Origin of the sequence: Burkholderia sp. Ac-20392, from assembly GCF_017104585.1 — a bacterium.
Taxonomy (GTDB): Bacteria; Pseudomonadota; Gammaproteobacteria; order Burkholderiales; family Burkholderiaceae; genus Burkholderia; species Burkholderia lata.
Window position 1 is genome coordinate 1 of the sequence record NZ_JAAGPB010000089.1, and the last position, 22,835, is coordinate 22,835.

22 protein-coding genes are annotated in these 22,835 nt (G+C 65.3%); 15 read left to right on the plus strand and 7 right to left on the minus strand.

Annotation, left to right across the window (positions count from 1 at the left end; translation table 11 throughout):
• The 6 genes from G3N99_RS13260 to G3N99_RS13285 all read left to right on the plus strand — a co-directional run.
• Nucleotides 1-309, plus strand: a 309-nt coding sequence (locus G3N99_RS13260; protein WP_206122595.1) for a DUF3156 family protein, incomplete at its 5' end; no start/stop codon positions are given.
• Between the two features lie 63 nt (nt 310-372).
• On the plus strand, nt 373-1,311 hold the full coding sequence (locus G3N99_RS13265; protein WP_043181328.1) for a helix-turn-helix domain-containing protein: 939 nt from the start codon (nt 373-375) through the stop codon (nt 1,309-1,311).
• A gap of 167 nt (nt 1,312-1,478) precedes the next feature.
• A complete protein-coding gene (locus G3N99_RS13270) occupies nt 1,479-2,687 on the plus strand; it encodes a porin (RefSeq protein ID WP_206122596.1) in 1,209 nt (402 codons plus the stop codon).
• Nucleotides 2,688-3,026: 339 nt separating this feature from the next.
• Complete coding sequence (locus G3N99_RS13275; RefSeq protein WP_041493231.1) at nt 3,027-4,265, plus strand: ABC transporter substrate-binding protein; 1,239 nt, start codon at nt 3,027-3,029, stop codon at nt 4,263-4,265.
• Between the two features lie 34 nt (nt 4,266-4,299).
• A complete protein-coding gene (locus tag G3N99_RS13280) occupies nt 4,300-5,169 on the plus strand; it encodes a sugar ABC transporter permease (RefSeq protein WP_174945852.1) in 870 nt (289 codons plus the stop codon).
• The gene (locus tag G3N99_RS13285) at nt 5,166-6,026 is read left to right on the plus strand and encodes a carbohydrate ABC transporter permease (protein WP_206122597.1); all 861 of its coding nucleotides are present in this window, start codon (nt 5,166-5,168) and stop codon (nt 6,024-6,026) included. The genes G3N99_RS13280 and G3N99_RS13285 overlap by 4 nt, the downstream gene beginning before the upstream one ends.
• 32 nt (nt 6,027-6,058) lie before the next feature.
• Here G3N99_RS13285 and G3N99_RS13290 read toward each other — a convergent pair whose 3' ends face one another.
• On the minus strand, nt 6,059-7,081 hold the full coding sequence (locus G3N99_RS13290; RefSeq protein ID WP_206122598.1) for a LacI family DNA-binding transcriptional regulator: 1,023 nt from the start codon (nt 7,079-7,081) through the stop codon (nt 6,059-6,061).
• 6 nt (nt 7,082-7,087) lie between these two features.
• Here G3N99_RS13290 and G3N99_RS13295 point away from each other — a divergent pair, with 6 nt between their 5' ends.
• Complete coding sequence (locus G3N99_RS13295; RefSeq protein ID WP_206122599.1) at nt 7,088-8,008, plus strand: phosphatidylinositol-specific phospholipase C; 921 nt, start codon at nt 7,088-7,090, stop codon at nt 8,006-8,008.
• On the opposite strand, the gene G3N99_RS13300 is transcribed toward G3N99_RS13295, so the two are convergent.
• Entirely contained in the window at nt 8,005-8,961 is a 957-nt protein-coding gene (locus tag G3N99_RS13300; protein ID WP_206122600.1) for an alpha/beta hydrolase, read from the minus strand. The genes G3N99_RS13295 and G3N99_RS13300 overlap by 4 nt on opposite strands.
• A gap of 56 nt (nt 8,962-9,017) precedes the next feature.
• Complete coding sequence (locus G3N99_RS13305) at nt 9,018-9,629, minus strand: LysE family translocator (RefSeq protein WP_206122601.1); 612 nt, start codon at nt 9,627-9,629, stop codon at nt 9,018-9,020.
• A gap of 88 nt (nt 9,630-9,717) precedes the next feature.
• Between G3N99_RS13305 and G3N99_RS13310 the strand changes: the two genes are divergently transcribed.
• A complete protein-coding gene (locus tag G3N99_RS13310) occupies nt 9,718-10,245 on the plus strand; it encodes a GNAT family N-acetyltransferase (RefSeq protein WP_206122602.1) in 528 nt (175 codons plus the stop codon).
• A gap of 18 nt (nt 10,246-10,263) precedes the next feature.
• Here G3N99_RS13310 and G3N99_RS13315 read toward each other — a convergent pair whose 3' ends face one another.
• Nucleotides 10,264-11,325: an alkene reductase gene (locus G3N99_RS13315; RefSeq protein WP_174937174.1), complete on the minus strand. Its 1,062-nt coding sequence runs from the start codon at nt 11,323-11,325 to the stop codon at nt 10,264-10,266.
• Nucleotides 11,326-11,407: 82 nt separating this feature from the next.
• Nucleotides 11,408-11,716: a helix-turn-helix transcriptional regulator gene (locus G3N99_RS13320; RefSeq protein WP_011354559.1), complete on the minus strand. Its 309-nt coding sequence runs from the start codon at nt 11,714-11,716 to the stop codon at nt 11,408-11,410.
• A 719-nt stretch (nt 11,717-12,435) separates the two neighbouring features.
• Here G3N99_RS13320 and G3N99_RS13325 point away from each other — a divergent pair.
• From G3N99_RS13325 to G3N99_RS13340, 4 genes are all read left to right on the plus strand, one after another.
• The gene (locus tag G3N99_RS13325) at nt 12,436-13,455 is read left to right on the plus strand and encodes an IS110 family transposase (RefSeq protein ID WP_206122603.1); all 1,020 of its coding nucleotides are present in this window, start codon (nt 12,436-12,438) and stop codon (nt 13,453-13,455) included.
• Between the two features lie 519 nt (nt 13,456-13,974).
• A complete protein-coding gene (locus tag G3N99_RS13330) occupies nt 13,975-14,325 on the plus strand; it encodes an FxLYD domain-containing protein (protein ID WP_206122604.1) in 351 nt (116 codons plus the stop codon).
• Nucleotides 14,326-14,621: 296 nt separating this feature from the next.
• Complete coding sequence (locus tag G3N99_RS13335; protein WP_206122605.1) at nt 14,622-14,927, plus strand: hypothetical protein; 306 nt, start codon at nt 14,622-14,624, stop codon at nt 14,925-14,927.
• A 671-nt stretch (nt 14,928-15,598) separates the two neighbouring features.
• Complete coding sequence (locus G3N99_RS13340; RefSeq protein WP_206122606.1) at nt 15,599-17,311, plus strand: methyl-accepting chemotaxis protein; 1,713 nt, start codon at nt 15,599-15,601, stop codon at nt 17,309-17,311.
• 553 nt (nt 17,312-17,864) lie between these two features.
• Here the strand turns inward: G3N99_RS13340 and G3N99_RS13345 are convergent.
• Together G3N99_RS13345 and G3N99_RS13350 are read right to left on the minus strand one after the other, a co-directional pair.
• Entirely contained in the window at nt 17,865-18,812 is a 948-nt protein-coding gene (locus tag G3N99_RS13345) for an MBL fold metallo-hydrolase (protein ID WP_174985365.1), read from the minus strand.
• A gap of 67 nt (nt 18,813-18,879) precedes the next feature.
• Nucleotides 18,880-20,550 (minus strand): GMC family oxidoreductase N-terminal domain-containing protein, encoded by a 1,671-nt coding sequence (locus tag G3N99_RS13350; protein ID WP_206122607.1) that lies wholly within the window; start codon nt 20,548-20,550, stop codon nt 18,880-18,882.
• A 193-nt stretch (nt 20,551-20,743) separates the two neighbouring features.
• Between G3N99_RS13350 and G3N99_RS13355 the strand changes: the two genes are divergently transcribed.
• From G3N99_RS13355 to G3N99_RS13365, 3 genes are all read left to right on the plus strand, one after another.
• Nucleotides 20,744-21,685 (plus strand): LysR family transcriptional regulator, encoded by a 942-nt coding sequence (locus G3N99_RS13355; RefSeq protein WP_307873400.1) that lies wholly within the window; start codon nt 20,744-20,746, stop codon nt 21,683-21,685.
• 141 nt (nt 21,686-21,826) lie between these two features.
• On the plus strand, nt 21,827-22,621 hold the full coding sequence (locus G3N99_RS13360; RefSeq protein ID WP_174985371.1) for a class II aldolase/adducin family protein: 795 nt from the start codon (nt 21,827-21,829) through the stop codon (nt 22,619-22,621).
• 29 nt (nt 22,622-22,650) lie between these two features.
• On the plus strand, nt 22,651-22,835 hold a 185-nt coding region (locus tag G3N99_RS13365; RefSeq protein WP_206122608.1), incomplete at its 3' end, for an aldehyde dehydrogenase family protein.

Below are 22,835 nucleotides of genomic sequence, written 5' to 3' on the forward strand. Positions count from 1 at the left end.
TTGCGCTGTACGGGCATCGACGCGGTGGCCGTGCCGGGATGCGACCCCGGATTCGTCGACACGCTGGCCGCGCTGGTGGCCGAGCCGTCGCTGGCCGACGCGCTGCGGCCGCTGCACCTGACCGACTGCACGATCGACGCGCACGACGGCCGCTGGACGCTCGCGATCGTGCCGTTCGGCGGCAGCGAGGTCGTGAACCGGATGCCGTCGTTTCGCCGCTACGTCCGCCTGACGGGCGAGCAGGCCGCCGCGCTGTCGGCGGCCTGTCTTGCGTTCGAAACCGCACTACGCAGGATTTTGCACGGGTAAGCTGTGGCGTTGCGCGCCGGGGAAGCCCGGCGGCCGCGTTTAGGGGTTTTACCGGAGATGCCGATGCTGTTCCAGTCACGCTCACACGAAGACGTGCACGATCACGGGCTCGCGATCGCGGGCTGGCATCAGGTCTACCGCCAGATGACGCCGGGCCGCTTCAAGGGCACCGTCACGCAGGTGCTGTACGACGATTTCCACTTCTTTCGCGAAACGACCAACCGGCGTGTCGCGCAAACCGGGCTCGCACCGGCCGGCCGCACGTCGCTCGCGGTGCCGCTGTCCGTGCCGCTTGCGGGCACGTTCCAGGGCCAGCCCATCGACGGCTATGCGCTGCTCGCGCTGCGCGCCGGCGAGGATTTCGAATTCCACACGCCGGAAGGGATGGGGCTCGTCGGGATCAGCGCGGCGTCCGACATGGTCGACGAGCTGTGCGAAGCCGAATTCGGCGCATCCGGCGCACGCAAGCTGCGCCACGTGACGCGACTGTCCGACGAGCAGGGCGTCGCGCTCGGCGTGCGGCTGTCGGCGCTGATCGACGACGCGCAGCGCAATCCGGGCCACCTCGAATACGCGGCTACCCGCAAGATGTTCCGCGACGCGATGCTCGGCATGTTCCTCGACGCGCTCGAGCAGGGCATCGGCGTCGAGCGCCGCGACATCACGCACGCCACCTACAGCGACATCGTGAGCCGTTGCGAGAAGCATCTGCGCGACCGGCCCGAGGAGCCCGTCACCGTGCTCGAACTGTGCCGCGCGCTGCGCTGCAGCCGCCGCACGCTGCAAACGAGTTTTCAACGCGTGGCCGACGTCACGCCGGTCGGCTATTTGCGCACGATCCGGCTGAACGCGGTGCGCCGCATGCTGCGCACGACGTCCGTGCAGCAGCTCGGCGTCGGCGAGGCCGCCGCGAGCTGGGGGTTCACGCACCTCGGCTATTTCGCGCGCGAGTATCGCGACCTGTTCGGCGAGCTGCCGTCCCAGACGACGCGCCCCGAATGACGCACGCGCACCGCGACGCTGCCGTCGGGCGCCGTCACGGGCAACGCGCGCCACTGTTTGCCGATTTGCGATAGAGGTCCTGAATTTTCGCTGGATAGAGTCCTGTCACCCATATCGATAACCCCATCGATCTGCACTGCGAATCGATGACAACAGAGGGGCGGGACATGAAGATCGGACGACGACTGGCCGCGGCTGCGGCGACGCTGGGTTGCATGCACGCACACGCGCAGACCTCGGGCAGCGTGACGCTGTACGGCACCGTGGACACCGGCATCATCTATTCGACGAACCAGCAGTTCACGCGCGCCGACGGCAGCACGGGCGGCGGCCATGCGTGGCAGATGGGCGGCGGCAACCTCGTGCCGTCGCGCTTCGGCTTCCAGGGCGCCGAGCCGCTCGGCGGCGGGCTCAATGCGGTGTTCACGCTCGAGCAGCAGTTCCTGTCGGCGAACGGGCAGGCGCTGCAGGGCGGCACGGCCTTCAGCCGGCAGGCGTGGGTCGGGCTGCGCCAGGACGGGATCGGCACGCTCGGCCTCGGCCGCCAGTACGACTCGTACACCGACATGCTCGGCGCGTACGTGTCGAGCAACAACTGGGCGACGCCGTACGGCTCGCACCTCGGTGACGTCGACAACCTGAACGCCGCATTTAACTTCAACAACGCGGTGAAGTTCACCAGCGCCGATTTCAACGGCCTCACGTTCGGCGGCACGTTCAGCTTCGGCGGGCAGGCCGGCGATTTCTCCGCGAAGCGCGGCTATGCGGTGGCCGCGACGTACGCGCGCGCGCCGGTCGCGTTCTCGGTCGGCTACCTCGACCTGCACCAGCCGCTCGACGCGGCGCTCGGCGGCGCGAGCGGCTATATCGGCGATTTCGCGTGCAGCAACCCGGGCGCGATGTACTGCCTGCTGCAGGACGCCGGCTCGATGCGCGCGTTCGGCGCGGGCGGGTCGGTCACGTTCGGCGATGCGACGATCGCGCTCACCTATACGCATACGCGCCTCGGCGACAGCCGCTATTTCTCGACCACCGCGCAGCCGCGCACGCAGGCGTTCACGTTCGACATCGGCGAGCTGAACGCCACGTACATGTTCACGCCCGCGCTGCAGGGCGGTGTGGCCTACATCTTCAACGCCGCGCATACCGACGGGCGCGGCATGACGCGGTTCCACCAGGTGAACGTCGGCACGAACTACAGCCTGTCGAAGCGCACGGCGCTGTATGCGGTCGCGATCGGCCAGATCGCGAGCGGGAAGGGGCTCGGCACCGATGCGGACGGCAACGCGGTGAACTACGCGCAGATCCCGGTGCTCGCGAACAGCAACTCGAGCCGGCAACTGGCGGTGATGGCCGGGATCCGCGTGAACTTCTGACCGTCCGCGGCGCTGGCGGCAGTCAATTGATGGAAAGCGATGCTTGAAAAAAATCGCCCTTATGCTTAACTGAACGGGCGAGATTGATGGAAACCCAATATCGCGAGCCATGGCGTGGAAGGTCGGGAGCGGCTTTCCCGCCATTTTCATCAGGAGCCGGATCGTTCTGTCCGGCGCACCTTACGCGTGTCCCGGATTGCCCGGCTTGCCGCTTGCCACAATACCTTCACGGTCGACGTGAACAATGGCGACGCTTCAGGCGACCCGACGTGTCGCCCGCGTTGCACACGTGTGCAACGAATGGTTGTCCCGCTATAAACGCCGATCGAGAGAGACCACATGACCCTGCTGAGCCGCCTGCGCGCGCTGTCCGCCGCCCTTGCGCTGTCCTTCGCCGCCACGCACGCCGTTGCCGCGGATCTCGTCATCGCAGGCCGCGACGACATTTACGGCAAGGGGCTGGCCGACGCCGTCGCCGGTTTCAACAAGTTGCACCCCGGCACCGAGATCGAGTTGCTCAAGCTGCCGAACGCAAACCTGTACCAGAAGCTCAAGCTGTCGATGCGCGAAGGCACCGGCGCATACGACCTCGTGATGATGGACGACACGTGGGCGCCCGAATTCATCGGCAACGGCTGGCTGAAGCCGCTGCCGGCGTCGCTCGCGGACGCCGATCTCGTGCCGTCCACCGTCGCGCTCGGCCGCAACGCGGCCGGTGCGCTGTACGCGCTGCCGATCGTCGGCAACGTCGAGATGTTCGCGTACCGCAAGGACCTGCTCGCGAAGTACAAGCTGCAGCCGCCGCGCAACTGGGACGACGTGCTGAAGATCGCGCAGACCGTCGGCGGCGCGGACAAGAGCGTGTCGGGCGTCGTGTTCCGCGGCACGAAGGGCAACCCCGTCGTGACGGGCTTCCTGCCGATCCTGTGGGCCTACGGCGGCGACGTGTTCGACCATGCCGGCAACGTGACGATCGATTCGCGCGAGGCGCAGGCCGCGCTGAAGACCTTCCTCGCGCTGAAGGCGTCGGCGCCGAAGGACGTCGACGTGTACGGCGCGGCGGAAGTGCGCGATGCGCTGCAGCGCGGCACGGCCGCGCAGTCGATCGAGGTGTGGCCGGCGTGGGTGCCGGCGCTCGACGATCCGAAGCAGTCGCGCGTGGTCGGCCAGATCGCGCTGCAGCCGCCGCCCGGGCAGACCGCGGGCCCGGCGCCGATGCTCGGCATCTGGCAGATGGGCATTCCGAAGGACGCGCCGCACGCGAAGCTCGCGCAGGATTTCCTCGCGTACCTGACCGCACGCGACACGCAGACGCGCCTCGCCGGCATCGGCATTCCGCCGACCCGCCGCAGCGTGTTCAACGATCCGGCGCTGGTGCGCCAGTATCGCTGGTATCCGGATCAGTTGAAGGCACTTGAAGCCGGCCGTGCGCGGCCGCGCGTGAAGGACTGGCAGCAGGTCGAGAGCATTCTCGGCGACCAGCTGCAGCTCGCGCTGACCGGGCAGGCCGCACCCGACGCCGCGCTGCGCCAGGCGCAGCAGAAGATCGCGCAGGCGACGGCCGCGGCCGGCAAGTGACGGCTCGCCTCGACCCATCGCCGGGATACCGCGCATGAAAGCCTTCGGCCGCAGCCTGCCGTTCGTCGCGCTGCTCGGGCCCGCGCTGCTGGTGCTCGCCGCGCTCGCGCTGTATCCGGTCGCGCAGGTGCTGATCGACTCGTTCTGCCAGGTCGACTACTCGGCCGGCCGGCGCGCGTTTGCCGGGCTCGCGAACTATCGCGCGGTGCTCGGCGACGACGCGTTCACGGCCGGCTTCGGTAACACGCTGCGCTTCACGATCGTCGCATCGCTCGCCGAAGTCGCGCTGGGCTTCGGCCTCGCGCTGCTGTTCGTGCGGGCGTTTCCGGGCCGGCGCATCGCGCTGCCGCTCGCGATCCTGCCGATGATGCTGTCCACGCTCGTGTGCTCGGCGATCTGGCGCAACTGGCTCAACTTCGACGGTTTCCTGAACGCGCTGCTCGCGGCGTTCGGCATCGAAGGCGTGCGCTGGCTGTCCGATCCGCATCTCGCGCTGTGGTCGCTCGCGCTCGTCGACGTGTGGCAGTGGACGCCGATGGCGTTCCTGATCGTGCTCGCCGGGCTGCAGTCGATCCCGCAGGAGCTGTACGAAGCCGCGCGCACCGACGGCGCGAGCGAGTGGCAGTGCCTGCGCGACATCACGCTGCCGCTCGCGGCGCCGCAGATCGGCCTTGCGATGCTGCTGCGCTCGATCGACACGTTCAAGCTGTTCGACAAGGTCTATGCGCTGACGGGCGGCGGCCCCGGCAACGCGACGCAGACGCTGTCGACCTATATCTACGACACGGGCTTCCGCTTCTTCAACGTCGGGCCGGCGAGCGCCGCGTCGGTGCTGATGCTCGCGGCGTCCGCGCTGCTGGTCTCGGGGTACGTATGGCAGACGGTTCGCAAGCGGCGCGCATGACGGCGCAATCCGCAGGCATCACGGGCGCACGAACGGGCGCCGCTTTCGGTCGCGCGATGCCGTGGGCGCTGCGCGTCGCCGCGCTCGCGCTGTTGCTGCTGCCGTGCCTGTGGATGGCCGGCGCGGCGTTCATGCCGACGCTCGAACGCCTCGATCATCCGTTGCGGATTTGGCCGGCCGCGCCGACCTTCGAGCATTTCGCGTCGGTATGGTCCAACGGCATCGGTGCGCCGCTGTTCAATTCGCTGCTGGTTGGTTTTGGCACGACGTTGCTCGCGCTGGCGCTCGCGTTTCCGGCCGCGTACGCGCTCGTGCGGCTGCGGTTCCCGGCGCGGCTCGACCTGCTGTTCCTGGTGCTCGTGCTCGCGTTGAAGCTGATGCCGCCGATCACGATCGCGGTACCGCTGTTCGCGCTCGCGAAGCGGCTGCACCTGCTCGACTCGACGCTCGGCCTGATGCTCGCCTACCAGATCTACGCGCTGCCGATGGCGATCTGGATGCTGCTCGCGTTCGTGCGCGACGTGCCGATCGAATACGAGGAAGCGGCCTGCATCGACGGCGCAGGACTCGCGCGGCGGCTCGTGCAGATCGTGTTGCCGTTGTGCGCGCCGGGGCTGATCGCGACCGCGATCTTCGTGTTCATCGCCGCGTGGAACGAATTCCTGATCGCGCTGCTGTTCGTGTCGACGCCGAGCCGCTTCACGCTGCCGCTCGCGATTGCCGGCTACGTGACGGAGAACGGCATCGACTGGGGCGACCTGATGAGCGCCGGGCTGATGGCGTCGCTGCCCACGCTGGCCGTGGCCGGCTATGTGCAGCGCTACCTGTTGCGCGGGTTCGCGGGCGGGTTGAAGTGACGCGCGGCGTCGCCGCGCCCGATCTCCCCTTGTTACGCGCAGCTGGCCCGCACGACCTGCGTGACCGGCACGATGCGGGTGCGCGACGGGCCGTCGAACGTCTGCATCCGGTCGGCGAGCAGCTCGACTGCCGCTTGCGCGAGGCCGCGCGTGTCCTGTCGGAGCGTCGCGAGCCGATAGGCGTCGTATTCGGCGGCCGGGATGTCGTCGAAGCCGATCACGCGCACGTCGTCCGGCACGCGCAACCCGAATTCGCTGCGCGCGACGTCGATCACGCCGAGCGCGAGCAGGTCGGACGAGCAGAACACGCCGTCGGGCCGCATGCCGTTCGCGAACAGTTGCCGCGCGGCTTCGACGCCGCTTGCATGGGTGTCGGACGGCGTGTCGAGCACGTGCGCGAGCGTCGCATCGAATGCGTCGCCGCGCCCGATCGCCTGCTCGAACGCGGTAGCACGCGACTGCGCGCTGTAGCTCGCGCCGCGCGGCCCGACGAACGCGAGCCGGCGCGCGCCGGCCCGCACGAGCCGCTGCGCCGCATGGACGGCGCCCGCAGCGTTGTCGCTGACGACGATGTCCGCACCCGGCAGGTTCGCCTCGCGGTTGATCATCACGACCGGGATCCGGTGTTTGAGATACTGCTGCGCGACCGACAGCGGCGGCGACGCGGACGTCATCACGAGGCCCGCGATCCGGTAGCTGAGCAACTGTTCGAGCGATTGCCGAACCTGGCGCGGGTCTTCCGCATTGGTCACGAGCGGCGTGAGCGCGCGCTGCCCGAGTGCGGCCATCAGGTCCGACAGCAAGCGCGCGCGAAACGGATTCTCGAACCCGGCCGTCACGACGCCGATCATGCTGCTGCGCTGCGTGATCATGTCGCGTGCGATCAGGTTGACCTGATAGCCGAGCGCACGCGCGGCGACCATCACGCGCTCACGCGTCTGCGGGGCGATGCTCGCCGTCGGCGAGAAGGCGCGCGACACCGCGGAGCGCGACACGCCGGCGCGCGCCGCGACATCCGATGCCGTGACCCACGGCTTCCTTTCCTTGTCATTCATCGATTCATGATCCCTTCGAGCCACGATACGTGCATGCCGCTCGCCGACTGGATGTCGGCGCTCGACGATGCGCGGCTGCTGCATACGCTGACCCTACCGGGCAGCCATGACACCTGTGCGTATACCGTCGACGATTTACTCGTGCGCACCCAGCGTGTGCCGCTCGATGCCCAGCTCGCGCATGGCGTGCGGCTGCTCGACATCCGCTGCCGGCACGTGCGCGATGCGTTCGACATCCATCACGGCGGCATCGCGCTCGGCATGACGTTCGACGACGTGCTGGCAACCTGTGCGCACTTTCTCGAAGCGCATCCGCGCGAATGCATCGTGATGTCGGTGAAGGATGAATGGCCGGCGCACGCGTGTACACGCAGTTTCGATGCGACCTTCGACGCGCATCGCGCGCGGCATCCGCGGCTGCGCTGGCATGCCGGCGGCACGCTGCCCGCGCTCGGCGACGTGCGCGGTGCAATCGTGCTGCTGCGCCGCTTTCGCAGCAGCCGGCCGCTCGGCATCGACCTGACCGCGTGGCCCGACAACGCGACGTTCACGATCGATCACCCCGATGGCACATTCGTGATCCAGGACGAATATCGCGTGCCGGTGGCCGCGTCGATCGGCTGGAAGTGGCGTGCGATCGACGCGCTGCTGACGGACCTGCCGTTGCCGGATAGCGGCCGCTGGGCGATCAACTTCTGCAGCGGGACCGGGATGGGCGCGAATCCGTCGGTGGTCGCGCACGGCGACGGCAGGGTACAGGGCATTCATGCGCGGCTGGCCGAGCGTCTGCGCGCGCAGCGCGGCCCGTATGGCGCGATGCTGCTCGACTTCTGCGATGACGACGACTGGGCGCTGGTGCGCGCGCTGATCGCGTGCAACGACCATGTGCCGGTGCCAGGCGTCTGGCGCAAGACGTTTCGCTGTTAGCGGAGATTCGCGCTGAAGAACGCGAGCGCTTTTGCGTCGAGCGCTGCGTGGAATGCCGCGCGATCGAATCCCTTCGCATCGGTACAGACTTCAGGCGAGACGTGCGCCAGTGGTTCGGGGCACGGCGCGAGAAACGCGAAATGCGCGGAATTCGGCACGACGTGGAATTCCGGCCGTTGCGGCAGCGTGTCGGCCAGCGCGGAGACCGTTTCCGGCGCCACGCCGTCGCCGCCCGCTTCGGAACCCCACAGCTGGATCGGCGCGTGCACGTCCTTCAGCGAAGCGGCGGTCGGGAATTCGTTCATCGGGTCGGCGATCACGTAGGCCTTGATCCGCGGATCGTGCGTCAACGGTTGGCGCGGCAGGTCATGGTCGCGGATCTGCTTGCAGATCAGCCAGGTCGGGTCGGGGCAGGCCACGTGCGCGTGCACGAAATCCGGATTGGCGCCGGCCAGCACGAGGCCCGTATAGCCGCCGCGCGAAAAGCCGAAGAAGCCGATCCGTGCGGGATCGATGTGCGTGGCGTCGGGCCCGTTGGCCAGCATGTAGTCGACCAGGCGCTTGATGTCCTCCGGCCGCTCGACCAGCTCCCGCAGGTCGGCCGCGCGGCTCATGTCGGTATGCGTGTCGCCGGGATGGTTGATCGCCGCGACGACGTAGCCCGCGTCGGCGAGCGTTTCGGCGAGGTCGTGATGCCCGAAGTACGTGCCGGCGTGGCCGTGCGAAATCACGACGAGCGGCAGCTTGTCGCCGACGGTCGGGCAGTTGCGTTGCCCTTTCAGCAGGAACGGGCCGATCGTGAGCGATTGCGCGGGGGTGGCGCACGGCGTCCAGATGGCCGCGCGCAACTCGGGGCCGGCTGCGTCGGCCGGGATGGTGGCGAACTTGATGCCGGCCGCATGCGCGGCCGCGGCGGACAGGCAGAGCAGGACAGCCGAAAGCCAGGTTTTCATGTCGATTCCCGGGGCAATCGAAGGGGCGCGGCGCGACGTGCGCCGGACAGGCGCGCTTACCGCGTCGCGATCATCACCGCCGCACCGGCCATCGCGGTTGCGCTCGTGCGGTTGGCAATCCGCTTGGCGCGCGCCGACGTCAGGAACGCCCGTGCGCGTGACGCAAGCAGCGACCAGAAGCAATCGGCGAGGATCAGCACCGCGAGCATCGTGCCGACGAGTTCGGCCCACGCGGTCATACCGACGTGCGTGAGATCGACGATGGTCGGCAGCAGCGCGAGATAGAACACCATGATCTTCGGGTTGCCGAGCGTGACGAGCATGCCCGCGACGAACATGCGCCACGGCGACTGGCCGCGCGGCAGGTCGTCGGCGCCGGCCTCGGTCGGCGCGGTCCACATCTTCCACGCGAGGAACAGCAGGTACGCGACGCCGAGCAGCTTCAGCACGATCAGGCCGGCCGCGAACGTGCGCGCGAACGCGGACAGCCCCGCGACCGCGAGCGTGAGCCACAGCGCTTCGCCGAGCCACATGGCGGCGAGGAACGGCAGCACGTCGCGCACGCCGTTCGTCAGCACGCGCGCGACCAGCGCGGCGACGCTCGGCCCGGGGGTGCCGGCGGTGACGAGCAGGGTGACAGCGAAGACGGCGAGCGCGGACAACGTCATGACGAACCTCGTGGGTGGGGGCGTTCGAAACGTATGAGGTTTCGATTATAGTGACGGCCGTTCCAGACTGCCTGCCTGAATTGCCGTCATGACTGTATCGATCCTGATCCGTCCCGCCACGCGGGAAGACGCGGCCGCGATGGCCGCCGTCGAAGTCGCCGCCGCGCAGCGGTTCCGCGAAATCGGCATGACCCACATCGCAGACGCCGAGCCGACCGATGCGGCCGCCGTGCTCGTCCGTATCGACGACGGCCGCGCGTATGTCGCGGTCGATCCGCAGGGCACGTGCGTCGGATTTGCGTTCTACCGGCTGCTCGATGCGCAGCGGCTTTATCTGGAAGAACTGGATGTCGCGCCGTCGCATGCCGGACAGCGGATTGGCGCGCGCCTGATCGAACAGGTGACGGCGCGGGCGGCGCGGGAAGGCCTCACGGAGGTCGTGTTGTCGACGTTTCGCGCGGCGCCGTGGAACGCACCGTACTACGCGCGCCTGGGTTTCAGCATCGTCGACGACGCCACGCTCGACGACACGCTGCGTGCGATCCGTGCGCACCACGTCGCGCTCGGGCTCGACGAAACGCAGCGCGTGTTCATGCGGGCGGACGTGCGCCGCTGAACACGCGCTGCCGGGCCGTCAGGCCGCGTCGCTCAGCGCCGGGTAGTCGGTATAACCCGTTTCGCCTTCCGCGTAGAACGTTTCCGGCACCGGCTTGTTGAGCGGTGCACCGAGTTCGAGGCGGCGCGGCAGGTCGGGGTTCGCGATGAACAGCTTGCCCCAGGCGATCGCGTCGGCGTTGCCGCTTGCAAGCGTGGCCTGTGCGGTGTCGAGCGTGAATTGCTCGTTCGCGATCAGCGGGCCGCCGAACGCTTCCTTCAGGCGCGGGCTCAAGTGATCGCCCGAATACGACTCACGCGTGAAGATGAACGCGATCTTGCGACGACCGAGTTCGCGCGCGACGTAGCCGAACGTTGCCGCCGGATCGGAATCGCCCATCGTGTGCGCATCGCCGCGCGGTGCAAGGTGCACGCCGACGCGGCCGGCGCCCCACACGCCGATCGCAGCGTCGACCACTTCGAGCAGCAGGCGTGCGCGGTTCTCGATCGGGCCGCCATACGCATCGGTGCGGCGATTGGTGCTGTCCTGCAGGAACTGGTCGAGCAGGTAGCCGTTCGCGCCGTGGATCTCGACGCCGTCGAAGCCGGCGGCCTTCGCGTTCTCCGCACCCTTGCGGTATGCGGCGACGATGCCCGGGATTTCGTCGAGTTCGAGTGCGCGCGGCGTCACGTACGGACGCTGCGGACGCACGAGGCTCACGTGGCCGCCCGCGGCGATCGCGCTCGGCGCGACCGGCAGGTCGCCGTTCAGGAACACCGGGTCGGAGATCCGGCCGACGTGCCAGAGTTGCAGCACGATGCGCCCACCGGCCGCATGCACGGCCTGCGTCACCCGTTTCCAGCCCTCGACCTGCTCATCGGACCAGATGCCGGGGGTGTCCGCGTAGCCGACGCCCTGCGGCGTGACCGACGTGGCCTCGGTAATGATCAGGCCGGCCGTTGCGCGCTCGGCGTAGTAGCGGGCCATCAGGGCGTTCGGCACGCGCGTCGCACCGGCACGGGAGCGGGTGAGCGGCGCCATCACGATGCGGTTCGGCAGGGTCAGGTCGCCGAGGGTGACGGGATCGAACAGGGTGGGCATGGCAAATAACCTCTTCACGAAAGGCGGGAAACCGTCGCGTCATGGGCGACAGCGCTCCGCATGGCCGGTTCGGCCGTGTTGACTAGAGTTCGCGGCGCAGGGCGTCGTGAAATGCGTCGATGACGGCCTCGTTGCGCTGAAAGAACGCCCACTGGCCGATCCGTGTCGACGTCACGAGCCCCGCGCGTTGCAGCGTTGCGAGGTGCGCGGAGACGGTCGATTGCGACAGCCCGCAGCGCGCGTCGATCTGGCCCGCGCAGACGCCGTGTTCATACGGCAGCGTCTGGTTCGGGAAATGCTCGCCCGGCGTTTTCAGCCAGTTGAGGATTTCCCGGCGCACGGGGTTCGAGAGCGCTTTCAGGATTGCGTCGATGTCGAGTTCGGTCGGCATGGATAGGTCGGGGGTATCGGTCGGGCAACAAGGTATCGTCGATGGGCGAATCTTATATCGTTAACTGACGATATGCTGGAAAGCACTGTTGCCTATGGGGTTGATAGGTGTCGACATACAAAAAAGGTCGCACTTAGAGGAATGGTGTGGAAATGTGCAAAAAAGCCTGCACCTCGCATTTCACAATGTGATAAAGTGGCGTAACCAGTTGATATCAATATGTTTTATGTCCCCCTGCGTTAGGGAGACTTAAGAGTCGGCAGGGACATGAAAAAGTTTTTTGTCGAGAAAAGTGATTGGTACTTCTAAGTTAATGTCCGCACTAAGCTGATGTGGCAAAGAAAGACAACATCCTTTCATAATACTTTCGAGTTGGAAAACCACTCAATGCGAGCAGATTGAATGATCTGACGTTGGCGCTCTCTCCGCGGGTGACAGAAGACGAAGGGCGGAGCACGGGTGAACGTGGCGCCGACAGCACTGGCGGCTCAACATGGGCCTCGTTTGAAGCGACGACAGACTTACAGGACCGCGTGACATCTCGTCGACGTTGTGGCGCTCAATCGCGAGAACTGAAGGGGAACATAGTAAATGATATGAACGCCTCCCACCCGTGATCGGTGGGAGCCGGCAGGAAGGCGGAGCCTCACGGACCGACGGCATCAGAGTGCCCAGATGGAAGACCATAGAGGTTTTCCTGGCAAACCGGAGGCTCCGACATGAAGCAGATGACAGTGGGTGCGGACATCGCAAAGAACGTGATGCAACTCCATTACATCGACGCAGAGACGGGCGAGATCGTGAACAAGCCGGTGAAGCGTGCTGTATTCCTCGAGCATTTCGCGAATCGGGCTCCCTGCCTGATCGGGATGGAAGCCTGTGGGGGCTCGCAGTACTGGGCCCGCAAGCTCACGGCGATGGGCCATGAGGTGAAGCTGATGCCGGGGAAATTCGTGAAGGCGTTCGTGATGGGCAACAAGAACGACGCGGTCGATGCGAAAGCGATCTGGCTTGCAGTGCAGCACGCAGAAAGGTCGGTCGCGGTGAAGACGGAAACGCAACAGGCGGTGCTGGGTCTGCACCGGATGCGCGAGCAACTGGTGAAGTTCCGCACGATGCAGATCAACGGCCTGCGCGGCCTGCTGACGGAGTACGGCGAAGTGATGGGCAAAGGCCGGGCCGCGCTGGACAAAGCGATACCGAGCGTACTGGAGCGACTGGTCGATCGTCTGCCGGCGATCCTGATCGACACGCTGCGCGAGCAGTGGAACGGGCTGGCGGAGCTGGATAAGCAGATTGCCGGCATCGAACGGCGCTTACAGATGTGGATGAGAGAGGACAAGGCATGCAAGGCGATCGCGGCGATACCGGGCGTAGGTCTCCTGACGGCGACAGCGGCCGTAGCGACGATGGGCGATGCGAAGACGTTTCGGTCCGGGCGCGAATTCGCAGCCTGGATCGGACTGGTGCCCAAGCAAACGGGCTCGGGTGGCAAAGTCCAGTTGCTGGGAATCAGCAAGCGCGGCGACACGTATCTGCGCAAGCTGCTGATTCATGGTGCCCGGGCTGTGCTGTGCCTCACGAAGGAACCGGGGCCGTGGGCTGAAGGGATCAGGAAGCGGCGACCGTTGAATGTGGCGATCGTGGCACAGGCGAACAGGATAGCCCGCACGATCTGGGCGATTCTGGCGCATGACAGGCCTTACGAAAAGGGCTACGTGAGCGTGAAACCGGTTTGACCGAACGGCGTTGCGTAGCAGAAAGCTCAACTTTTACAGGGTGATACGTCGAAAGGTTGCGCTGGCAATCGTAAGTAATGACAAGACAGGTCGGACCGGGACCCGCCAAACCTGAATAGCCCTTCGAGCTTCTAGCTCGCTAAGTAAATGAGGTGTGGGTCAGCGGATTTCATGGTGGGCCGCAGCGTATCAGGCTGCAACAAGCCCGGATATAAAGCTGCAACCCATCCTGTCGTAGTCAGAGCACACGAAAACCCTTCGCAAACGGGAGGCGTTCATATAAAGGGCTATGCTACCCTTCGTTTCGGGACGTGCATCTCAAGGCGTCACGATCGGTACTCAATTCGCGGAGGCCATGGACAACGAAAGCCGGGGGGCAGCCGCCAGAAGTGATTGCTGGTGGACGACGGGGTTCGATATCGACGATAAGCGCGGAACCTGAGTCCGCATAAAGTTTTTTCTTTCAGCACCGTTTACATTCTTGCGGTCTTCGCAAACAAAAATGTAAAGGTGCTACCTATGAAGTCCATGATGGCTTACGCGAGTCTCGCGCTCGCATGCTTTTCTTCAATTGCTCAGGCACAGGTAATTCACGATCTTCCCGTATCGGATGTCACTCTCGTAAAAGAGCAGGCTGGAAGCGGGCGTGTGACTGGGGTTCTCACGAACACCTCCGGCCGCAAATTGGAATCTGTGGTCGTCCAGTTTTCGATTCTGGATGGCGAGGGTACGCAAATCGCTACGGCCCAGGATGCCGCCATGGGCGTGGCGCAGGATGGAAAGTGGCGGTTCGCCGCGCCGTACATCACGTCGACAGGGAACGTGGCATCCGCCAAGCTGGGCAACATCATGGCCGTGCCGGGGCAGTAACGAGAGGCTGGATGATCAAGCACTCGTCACCGAAGCATTCAATGAGCGGCGCGGCTACGCGCGTGCAGTCGCGATTGCGGAGTTGATGAACGCGCTAGACCGCAATCCCGCTTACAAAAGAGCAATGAAAAACGTCTTCGCCTAGCGCCTATCCTTAACCTTGCCCAACTCAGGATCTGGCAGGAGCAGGTTTTCGTCGAGCGCGAGGTGTTCCCGCTCGATACGTCTAGGGGCCTGCCGTATGAAGCGGAACTACGCAACGGTGCAGCACGCCGGTCGACCGATTCGAGCGGCGCTTGTTGGGTGCGCCGCGCTATCGCCTGCAAGCACCAACCGACGTGCAACGCTTGATGGAGATCGCCGAGGCCGTATATCGGCTCCGCGGGCAGCGCGTCGGCGATCGTATGCTCGTCGAGACGAGCACGAAGACTGGAGAATCTCGCGAAGTCAGCGTGCGCGAGCTCAGGCCCGGCTACGACCGGCAGCAGTGGCGAGGACTTCGGTTTGTCGACGACTGGGGCGCTGGCCACGCCGGCGATCGCCCGTGCCTGCGATGGGTGCTCAAGATTGACGAATACGACGACAAGCGCGGCGGGCGGTAAATGGATTTTGTGCCGCCCTGGACGCACACGCGCAAGGTGGCGCAGCTGAGATCACCCCAGCCGTTCCACTTTGCGCCCTGTCCGAATTTTCGCCGCCACCTGTTCCTGACCAGGATGCAGGAATTAGCGTGGGTAAACGCATTCCCTAAGTAAAACGTTTGCGTAAAAGGTTACGGGTCAACTCTCTTCCCTTTGGGCCGACATACAAGACAGGACGCGAGACGTAACGACGGATCTCCTCAAGTACGAGTTTCTGTTCACGTCCGACGGCGCGCAGAAATCGGCGCTCGCCCGGAGGACTCAGGAAAAACACCCGACTTCCAGACAATTTATCCAGGCTAACTATCGGTGTGGTTTCTCGTTGTTGACGGGTAGGCTTCCTGTAGCAGATGCGATCGGGTGCCGATAACAGAGTGGTTCATGCTGGATCCGCGGTCGTTGCATTGCGGATATGCACAGCAGTGCTGTCGCAAAATCCCGACTAACACGGGCGCGTCTGCAAGATCGCGCAACTCGCGCGGGATGTTCGACGATGGAAACAGGTATCTGACGATCTGGGCAACGAATCTTCTTCCATGAAGGGATACGTTACATGAATTCGACAGGTGGGGCTGGGGATACGCGAACGATCTTGGCCGATTACGGTAACATCAAGACAGGATGGCAAGGGGATGAACTGGAAAAACTGGAATATTGGAATGCGCCTTGGCACCGGGTTTCTGGTTGTGCTTGCGCTCCTAGTCACGTTGATTGCCGTCGTGCAGTTGCGTCTGGAGGGGATCGAACGGATAAATGACAGGATTATCAACAGCGGGTGGGCGCAAGCGAAGGCGGCACAGAACATCAACACGTTGACTCGCGCCAATGCGGCGTTGACGATGCAGCTCTTCATCACGACCGATCCGGTCAGGCTCTCTGTCATCCGCCAGAGCATCGACATCAACAAATCTGCCATCACCGCCCTTCTCGATAGGCTTAACCAGCAAGTCGACAACGCGGACGGCAGAGCGCTACTCGCGAGAGTCAAGACTACTCGCGCGGCGTATGTCGAATCGTTCGGCAATGTATCGGAGCTACTGGCATCAGGGCAGCACGACAAGGCGGTTGTGCTGATGAATGGCAATACATTAGGAATCCTGAGTGACCTCCAGCAGTCTGTCGCTGCACTGGTTGAACAACAGGATTCCCGGGTAACTGAAGCTGGAGCTCAGTCTCGCGAAAACATCGCGGAGGCGCGCGTGTCGATGTTAATGCTCGGCACTGTCGCGTTGCTTATCGGTATCACCTTTGCCTACGCTATCGTGCGTTCGATCACCCGTCCGCTGAACGAGGCGGTACGCATTACGCAGACGGTTGCGGCCGGCGATCTGACCTCTCACATCGACCCGCAATCCCGGGACGAAACAGGTAAGTTACTGCATGCTTTGCGCGACATGAGCGAAAACCTCAAACGGGTGGTCGAAGAAGTGCGCGCCAGTGCGGATACGGTCGCCACCGCGTCGAGCCAGATTGCAACAGGTAACGAAGATCTGTCGTCGCGAACAGAAGAGCAGGCCGCGTCTCTTGAGGAAACTGCCGCGAGCATGGAGGAACTGACCTCCAACGTGAAGCAGAACGCAGAGAACGCACGGCAGGCCAGCGCGATGGCGGCGTGTGCATCCGAGGTCGCGCACCGGGGGAATGACGTGGTGGGGCAAGTGGTCGCGACGATGATCGGTATCAGAGAGAGCTCGTCGAAGATTGCCGACATCACCGGCATCATCGAAGGCATCGCCTTCCAGACGAACATCCTTGCGCTAAATGCAGCAGTGGAAGCGGCTCGCGCAGGCGAACAGGGTCGCGGCTTCGCGGTGGTCGCCGGCGAGGTGCGTTCCTTGGCACAGCGCTCGTCCGGGGCGGCCAAGGAAATCAAGGATCTGATCACGGCCTCCGTGCAGAGGATCGAAGACGGTTCGGAACTGGCCGTGGAAGCGGGCCGTACGATGACCGAGGTGACGCGGGCGGTCACGCGGGTGACCGACATTATGGGAGAGATCGCTGCAGCCTCGGGCGAGCAGAGTCGCGGCATCGAGCAGGTCAACCAAGCAGTCGAGCAGATGGATGAGGTCACCCAGCAGAACGCGGCGCTGGTCGAGGAGGCGGCCGCCGCATCGAAGTCGCTCGAAGACCACGGGCGGCTGCTCACCGAGGCAATCGCGTTCTTCCGGCTCGATGGGACGTGCGAGGCAAAGTCACCATCCCATGCGGCCGGTTCCGCCCCGAGGCACGTGTTAGTTGGGAATCGCGGCAAGGCTCCGCGCCGTGCGACCACGGTTTGGCGCAGCGGAAGCACCCCGACGCCGCTCGGCACCAACGCGTCGAACGCGGATTGGACGGCATTCTGACCACGACTTAGCACCTGACAATATGTGACAGAACTGATAATCATATAGCCATCTTGCCGGAACGGTGCGCGGCCGGCGTGCCCAGCTCGGCCTGCTTCAACGCGTAGGCGATTTGTTCCTCGGTGAACTTGCTCTTCTTCACGGCATGACCTCCTGGTCTCGATGACAACGCCATGCCGGAATTTTCCACTTTCAGATGGGACCCTTTTGTGGGCTAGGGTCAGTTTAGATCCACCTTTATTCTTGTGTGTGTATCTAGACGGCAATGGAATCCACGCTGAACTGAAGGGGCGGTGTTCCGCATGATCACGCGTGGCACCCCACAACTCAGCGGCACGCAGTTACCGCAGGCGAACGCGGATGCGATGGTGCGTCGGGGCGCGGCGGTGCCCAGCATCACGACCGCGATCGGCAACCACGCGTTTCGCGCGACTGCCCGATGCTCGACTACGAAGCCACACGCGACGTAGCGCGTTTCTCGCGGAAGGCGCATCCGCGGGACGAAATCGTCGGTTGGCGAGACGCGGCCGCGGCAGCCGCGGCCATGCGTGCGTCAGCGCAGGAACTCGATGCCGAACGTGCCGGCTGTATCGACGATATGCCCTGCGTGCGGTGCCTCGAAATGACCGGGCAGCAGCAGTGCGCCGTGCTCGACGCAATGCGCGAGCAGCTCGAAGCGGCTCTTCGCGGCGAGCGCGCGATCGTCGCAGACCTTGCTGCTCCATTGCCAGAACGGGATCTGGATCGGCGAGTGCAGCATGTCGCCGCTGAACACGCCGCGCGAGCCCTGCGACGTCAGTTCGATGCGCACGTGACCCGGAGAATGGCCCGGTGCGTGGCGGATCAGGAACGTGTCGTCGAGCTCGTAGGTATCGTCGAACATCGTGGCCTGGCCGGCCTCGATCACCGGCAGCACGCTGTCGTTGTACATCGGGCTGAACCACGCGGGGCCGGCGGGGCCTTCGCCCCGGATCGCGCGGACCAAGTGATCGTGCTCGACCTGCGAGATCACGTAGCGCGCGTTCGGGAAAGTCGGCACCCACACGCCATTGACGAGCTGCGTGTTCCAGCCGACGTGATCGGCGTGAAGGTGGCTGCACATCACGTAGTCGATTTCCTCGGGCTGGATGCCGAGCGCGCGCATCCGGTCGAGATAGCGCGTCGACAGCCGGTGCATTTCCGGCAGCCCCGGCCGCTCCTTGTGGTTGCCGATACAACTGTCGATCAGCACCGTATGCCGGCCGGTACGCACGATCCAGCTGTGCACGGGCATCGGGATGCGGCCGCTTTCGGGATCGTAGTGTGTCGGCGCGAGCCAGTGCTCGTGTTCCGCCACGCGTGCGCGGTCGAAGTCAGGCAGCCAGCTCTGCGCGGTTTCGCCGAGCAATGTCGTGTCGTACAGCCGGATGATTTCGACGTTGCCGAGTGCGAGCGAGAAGGCATGCGGCTCGGCATTCGTGATGTGCGCATGGCAATGCGCATGCCCGCAGGAATGGGTCATCGGTGTCTCCTGAATGAATTGGAATGAATCGAAGCGGGGCGTGGTGCGCTGCCCCGCGCGCGACTGTCTATATCCGTGCCGTGGCGCGTGCCTGCGCCTGCGGCACCGGCACGGCTTTCCCGGTCATGAAATCCGCCGCGCGTTCGGCCATCATCATGATCAGCGCGTTGGTCGGCCCACGGATGATGCGCGGGATCGCGGAGCCGTCGACCACCCGCAAGCCGGCCACGCCGCGCACGCGCATCTGCGTATCCACCACGGCCGCCGGATCGTCGTCGCGGCCCATGCGGCACGTGCCGACCGGGTGATGAAGGGTGATCGCGATGCGACGAATGAACGCGTCGACGTCTGCATCGCTCTGGACTTGCGGGCCCGGTGCGATCTCTGCGTCGATGAACGGGCGCAGTCCGGCCTGCGCGCCGATTTCCCGCATGCGCCGGAACATCTCCCGCGCAGCGATGCGATCGTGCTCGGTGGCGAGGAAGTTTTGTTCGATCCGCGCATGCTCGGCCGGATCGGCCGACTTCAGCGACACGCGTCCGCGACTTTCGGGCGTGAGGAAAATGCCCTTGATCGCGAACGAATCGGCATACGCATGCTTGAACGGCTCGAAATACGGCGCGGCGTTCATCGCGCCGGCCGCGAGGATCAGCTGAACGTCCGGCAGCGGCAGGTGAGGCTGGCTCCTGACCAGGCCAAGCGCGGCGGCGGGGATCGTGCTCGAGAAGCCGTTGCCGCCGACAAACGTGCGCACGACGTCGAACGCGATGCGATCGGCACGCATCATCCGGTGCAGCGGGCCGGGTTCCTTGCGGCTCCAGCGCAGGTCGAACACGATGTGATCGTGAAGGTTCGTGCCCACGCCGGGCAATTCGACTGTCGACGCGATGCCGTGCGTGCGCAGGCTGTCGGCCGCGCCGATGCCGGAGAGCATCAGCAGTTGCGGCGAATTGATCACGCCGCCGCAGAGGATGACTTCGCGGCGCGCATCGGCGCGGTAGTCGGATTCGCCTCGGCGATACTCGATCGCGATGGCGCGCGGCGTGCCTCTGTCGGTATCGAGCACGATGCGCTTCGCGAGGGCGCCCGTCACCAGCGTGACGTTGCCGCGCGCGAGCGCCGGGCGCAGGTAGGCGACCGCGGCGCTGCAGCGCAGGCCGTTGCGGATCGTGGCCTGCATCGGCCCGAAGCCTTCGACGGATGCGCCGTTGTAGTCGTCGTTCTCGGGATAGCCGCAGGCACGTGTCGCGTCGAGGAAGCCACCCACCAACGGGTCGCGATAGTCGAGCCGGATCACGGTGAGCGGGCCGCGGCCGCCGCGCAGCGCCGATTCGCCGCGCTCCCACGATTCGGAGCGCTTGAAGTACGGCAGCACCGCGTCGTAGGACCAGTCGGTCAGGCCGAATTCGTCGGCCCAGCCTTCGTAGTCTTCCCGCGCGCCGCGTGCGTAGGCCATGCCGTTGATCGACGACGAGCCGCCCACTACCTTGCCGCGCGCGCATTCGATCCGGCGGCCGTCCATGCCGGCTTCCGGCTCGGTGAAATAGCCCCAGTCGAACAGCCGGTTCTTCAGGATCTGGCCCCACGTCAGCGGCACCTTGATGTACGGCGAGCGATCCTGCTCGCCGGCCTCGATCACGAGGATGCGAACGTTCGGGTCCTCGCCGAGCCGGTAGGCGAGTGCGCAACCGGCCGAGCCGGCGCCGACGATCACGTAGTCGTATGTGGCGGCCTTCATCGCAGCACCTCGTCACGCGGAGGGGCCAGGCGTATGGCCGGAACAAGCGTCGAATGAACCATGATGTCTCCATTTGGGCCTGAACGTAGGCCTCTCGGTTGTGGGTTTATTCGATTGTGTGTAACCTAAAATATATCTTCCAATACGTATTGCGTCGCCATTCAATACTTGAATGACTATCAATGAGGGAGCTGTGCGCGGATTCGATTCGTATCTCACTTTTCAGAAGCTCGAGGTGTTCTGCACCGTGGTGGAGCTCGGCAGCGTCACGCGCGCGGCCGACCGGCTGTGCATCGCGCAGCCGGTCGTGACCGCGCACGTGCGCAGCATGGAGAAGCGGCTCGGCTATGCGCTCGTGAAGCGCGCCGGCCGCAACATCGCGCTCACGGAAGCCGGCGAGCGCATCTATCGCTGGGCGACCGAGGTCATCACGCGCACCCGCGAGGTCGAGCGCGAACTCGCCGGTCTCGAGCAGGGCGAAATGGGCAACGCGGCCGTCGCGACGTCGATGTCGATCGGCTCTTACGCGATGCCGCCGCTGCTCGCCGAATTCCACCGACGACAGCCCGACGGGCTCGTGACCGTACAGATCCTGACGCCGCAGGCGGCCGTCGATGCGACCCGCGTCGGCGGTTGCGATTTCGCGGTCATCCTGATCGCGGCCAATCAGGATCTCGAAGGGCTGACGACCATTCCAGTGTGGGAGGACGAACTGCTGCTCGTATGCGGCGCATCGAGCCCGTGGGCTGCGCAGCCGGCCCGCGAGCTCGACCTGCGCCGCGTGCCGTTCGTGAGCACGCCGCGCAACCAGCCGCGCCGCGAGCTCGAAGAGGCGCTGCTGCGCGAGCGCGGCCTCGAGCATCGCAAGGTCGTGATGGAACTCGGGCATCCGGAAGCGATGAAGCAAGTGGTGCGCGAGAACCTCGGCGTGAGCTTCATGTTCGCGTCAGCGGTGCGCGCAGAGGTCGAGCGGCGCGAACTGGTCGTGCTCGATCGCTCTGATCTTGCGATCAAGGTGCCGATCTATCTCGTGCACCGCGACGACAAACGCTTTTCGGCGTTCCAGGCCGAACTCGTGGAATTCATCGTCGATTCCGCGTCAGCCGGCGCGGCAGAGCGCATCGCGAATTCATAGTCTGGTGGCTATTTGTATGGCGATCAATAGCTAATAGACCTATGGTCGACCCGGTTCTAAGCTGGCTGGGTGCTTGACGGTCCGCCTCGCGACGCGAAGCGGGCGTGCGCACTGCCAGTCAACCCGAAAACAGGCCGACCCATGTGTACTCTTCATCTTCAATCCGGCGGCGCAGCCGCCTATGCGGACGACGCCGGGCGTCCCGCCGATGCGCCGGACCCCGCGCTCGTCGAGGATCTCGTCTGCGCGAACCGCATCCTGTTCGACCAGGGCATCGTCGATGCCTTCGGCCATGCCAGCGTTCGTCATGACAAGGATCCGCAGCGCTTCCTGCTCGCGCGCAACATGGCGCCGGGTACCGTGGGCATCGACGACATCGTCGAATTCACGCTCGACGGCGTGCCGGTCGATGCCCGCGGGCGCGCCGTCTATCTGGAGCGCTTCATCCACGGCGAGATCTACAAGGCGCGTCCGGACGTGCACGCGATCGTGCACAGCCATTCGCCGACCGTGCTGCCGTTCAGTATCACGAAACGCACACCGCTGCGGCCGGTGTGCCACATGAGCGGATTTCTCGGCGCCGGTACACCGGTGTTCGAGATTCGCGATACCGCCGGCGACGCGACGGACCTGCTGGTGCGCGACAACGCGCTCGGCGCGGCGCTGGCGCAGCGGCTCGGCAGCGCCGCGTTCGTGCTGATGCGCGGCCACGGCTCGACCGTGGTCGCGCCGACGCTCAAGCAGGCCGTCTATCGCGCGGTCTATGCGGAAGTGAATGCGCGCATGCAGCTCGAGGCGCTGCAACTGGGCGACGTGGTTTATCTGAGCGAGCAGGAAGCCGCGACCGCGTGCGCGAACATCGAAACGCAGGTCGAGCGCCCGTGGGCACTGTGGAAGCGGCGCGTGCAGCTCGAGCAACACACGGGCGCGCGTTGACCGGCAATCGAATCATCGAGGAGACGAGTATGGACGAGCAGTTGATAACCGGCCGCTTGCTGATCGACGGCGAACTGGTGGAAAGCGAGACCGGCGAGTGGGCGGCGTCGATCAACCCGGCCACCGAGGAAGTGATCGGGCGCGCGCCGGCCGGTTCGCGCAAGGACGTCGCGCGTGCAGTAGACGCCGCGCAGCGCGCGTGGCCGGCGTGGGC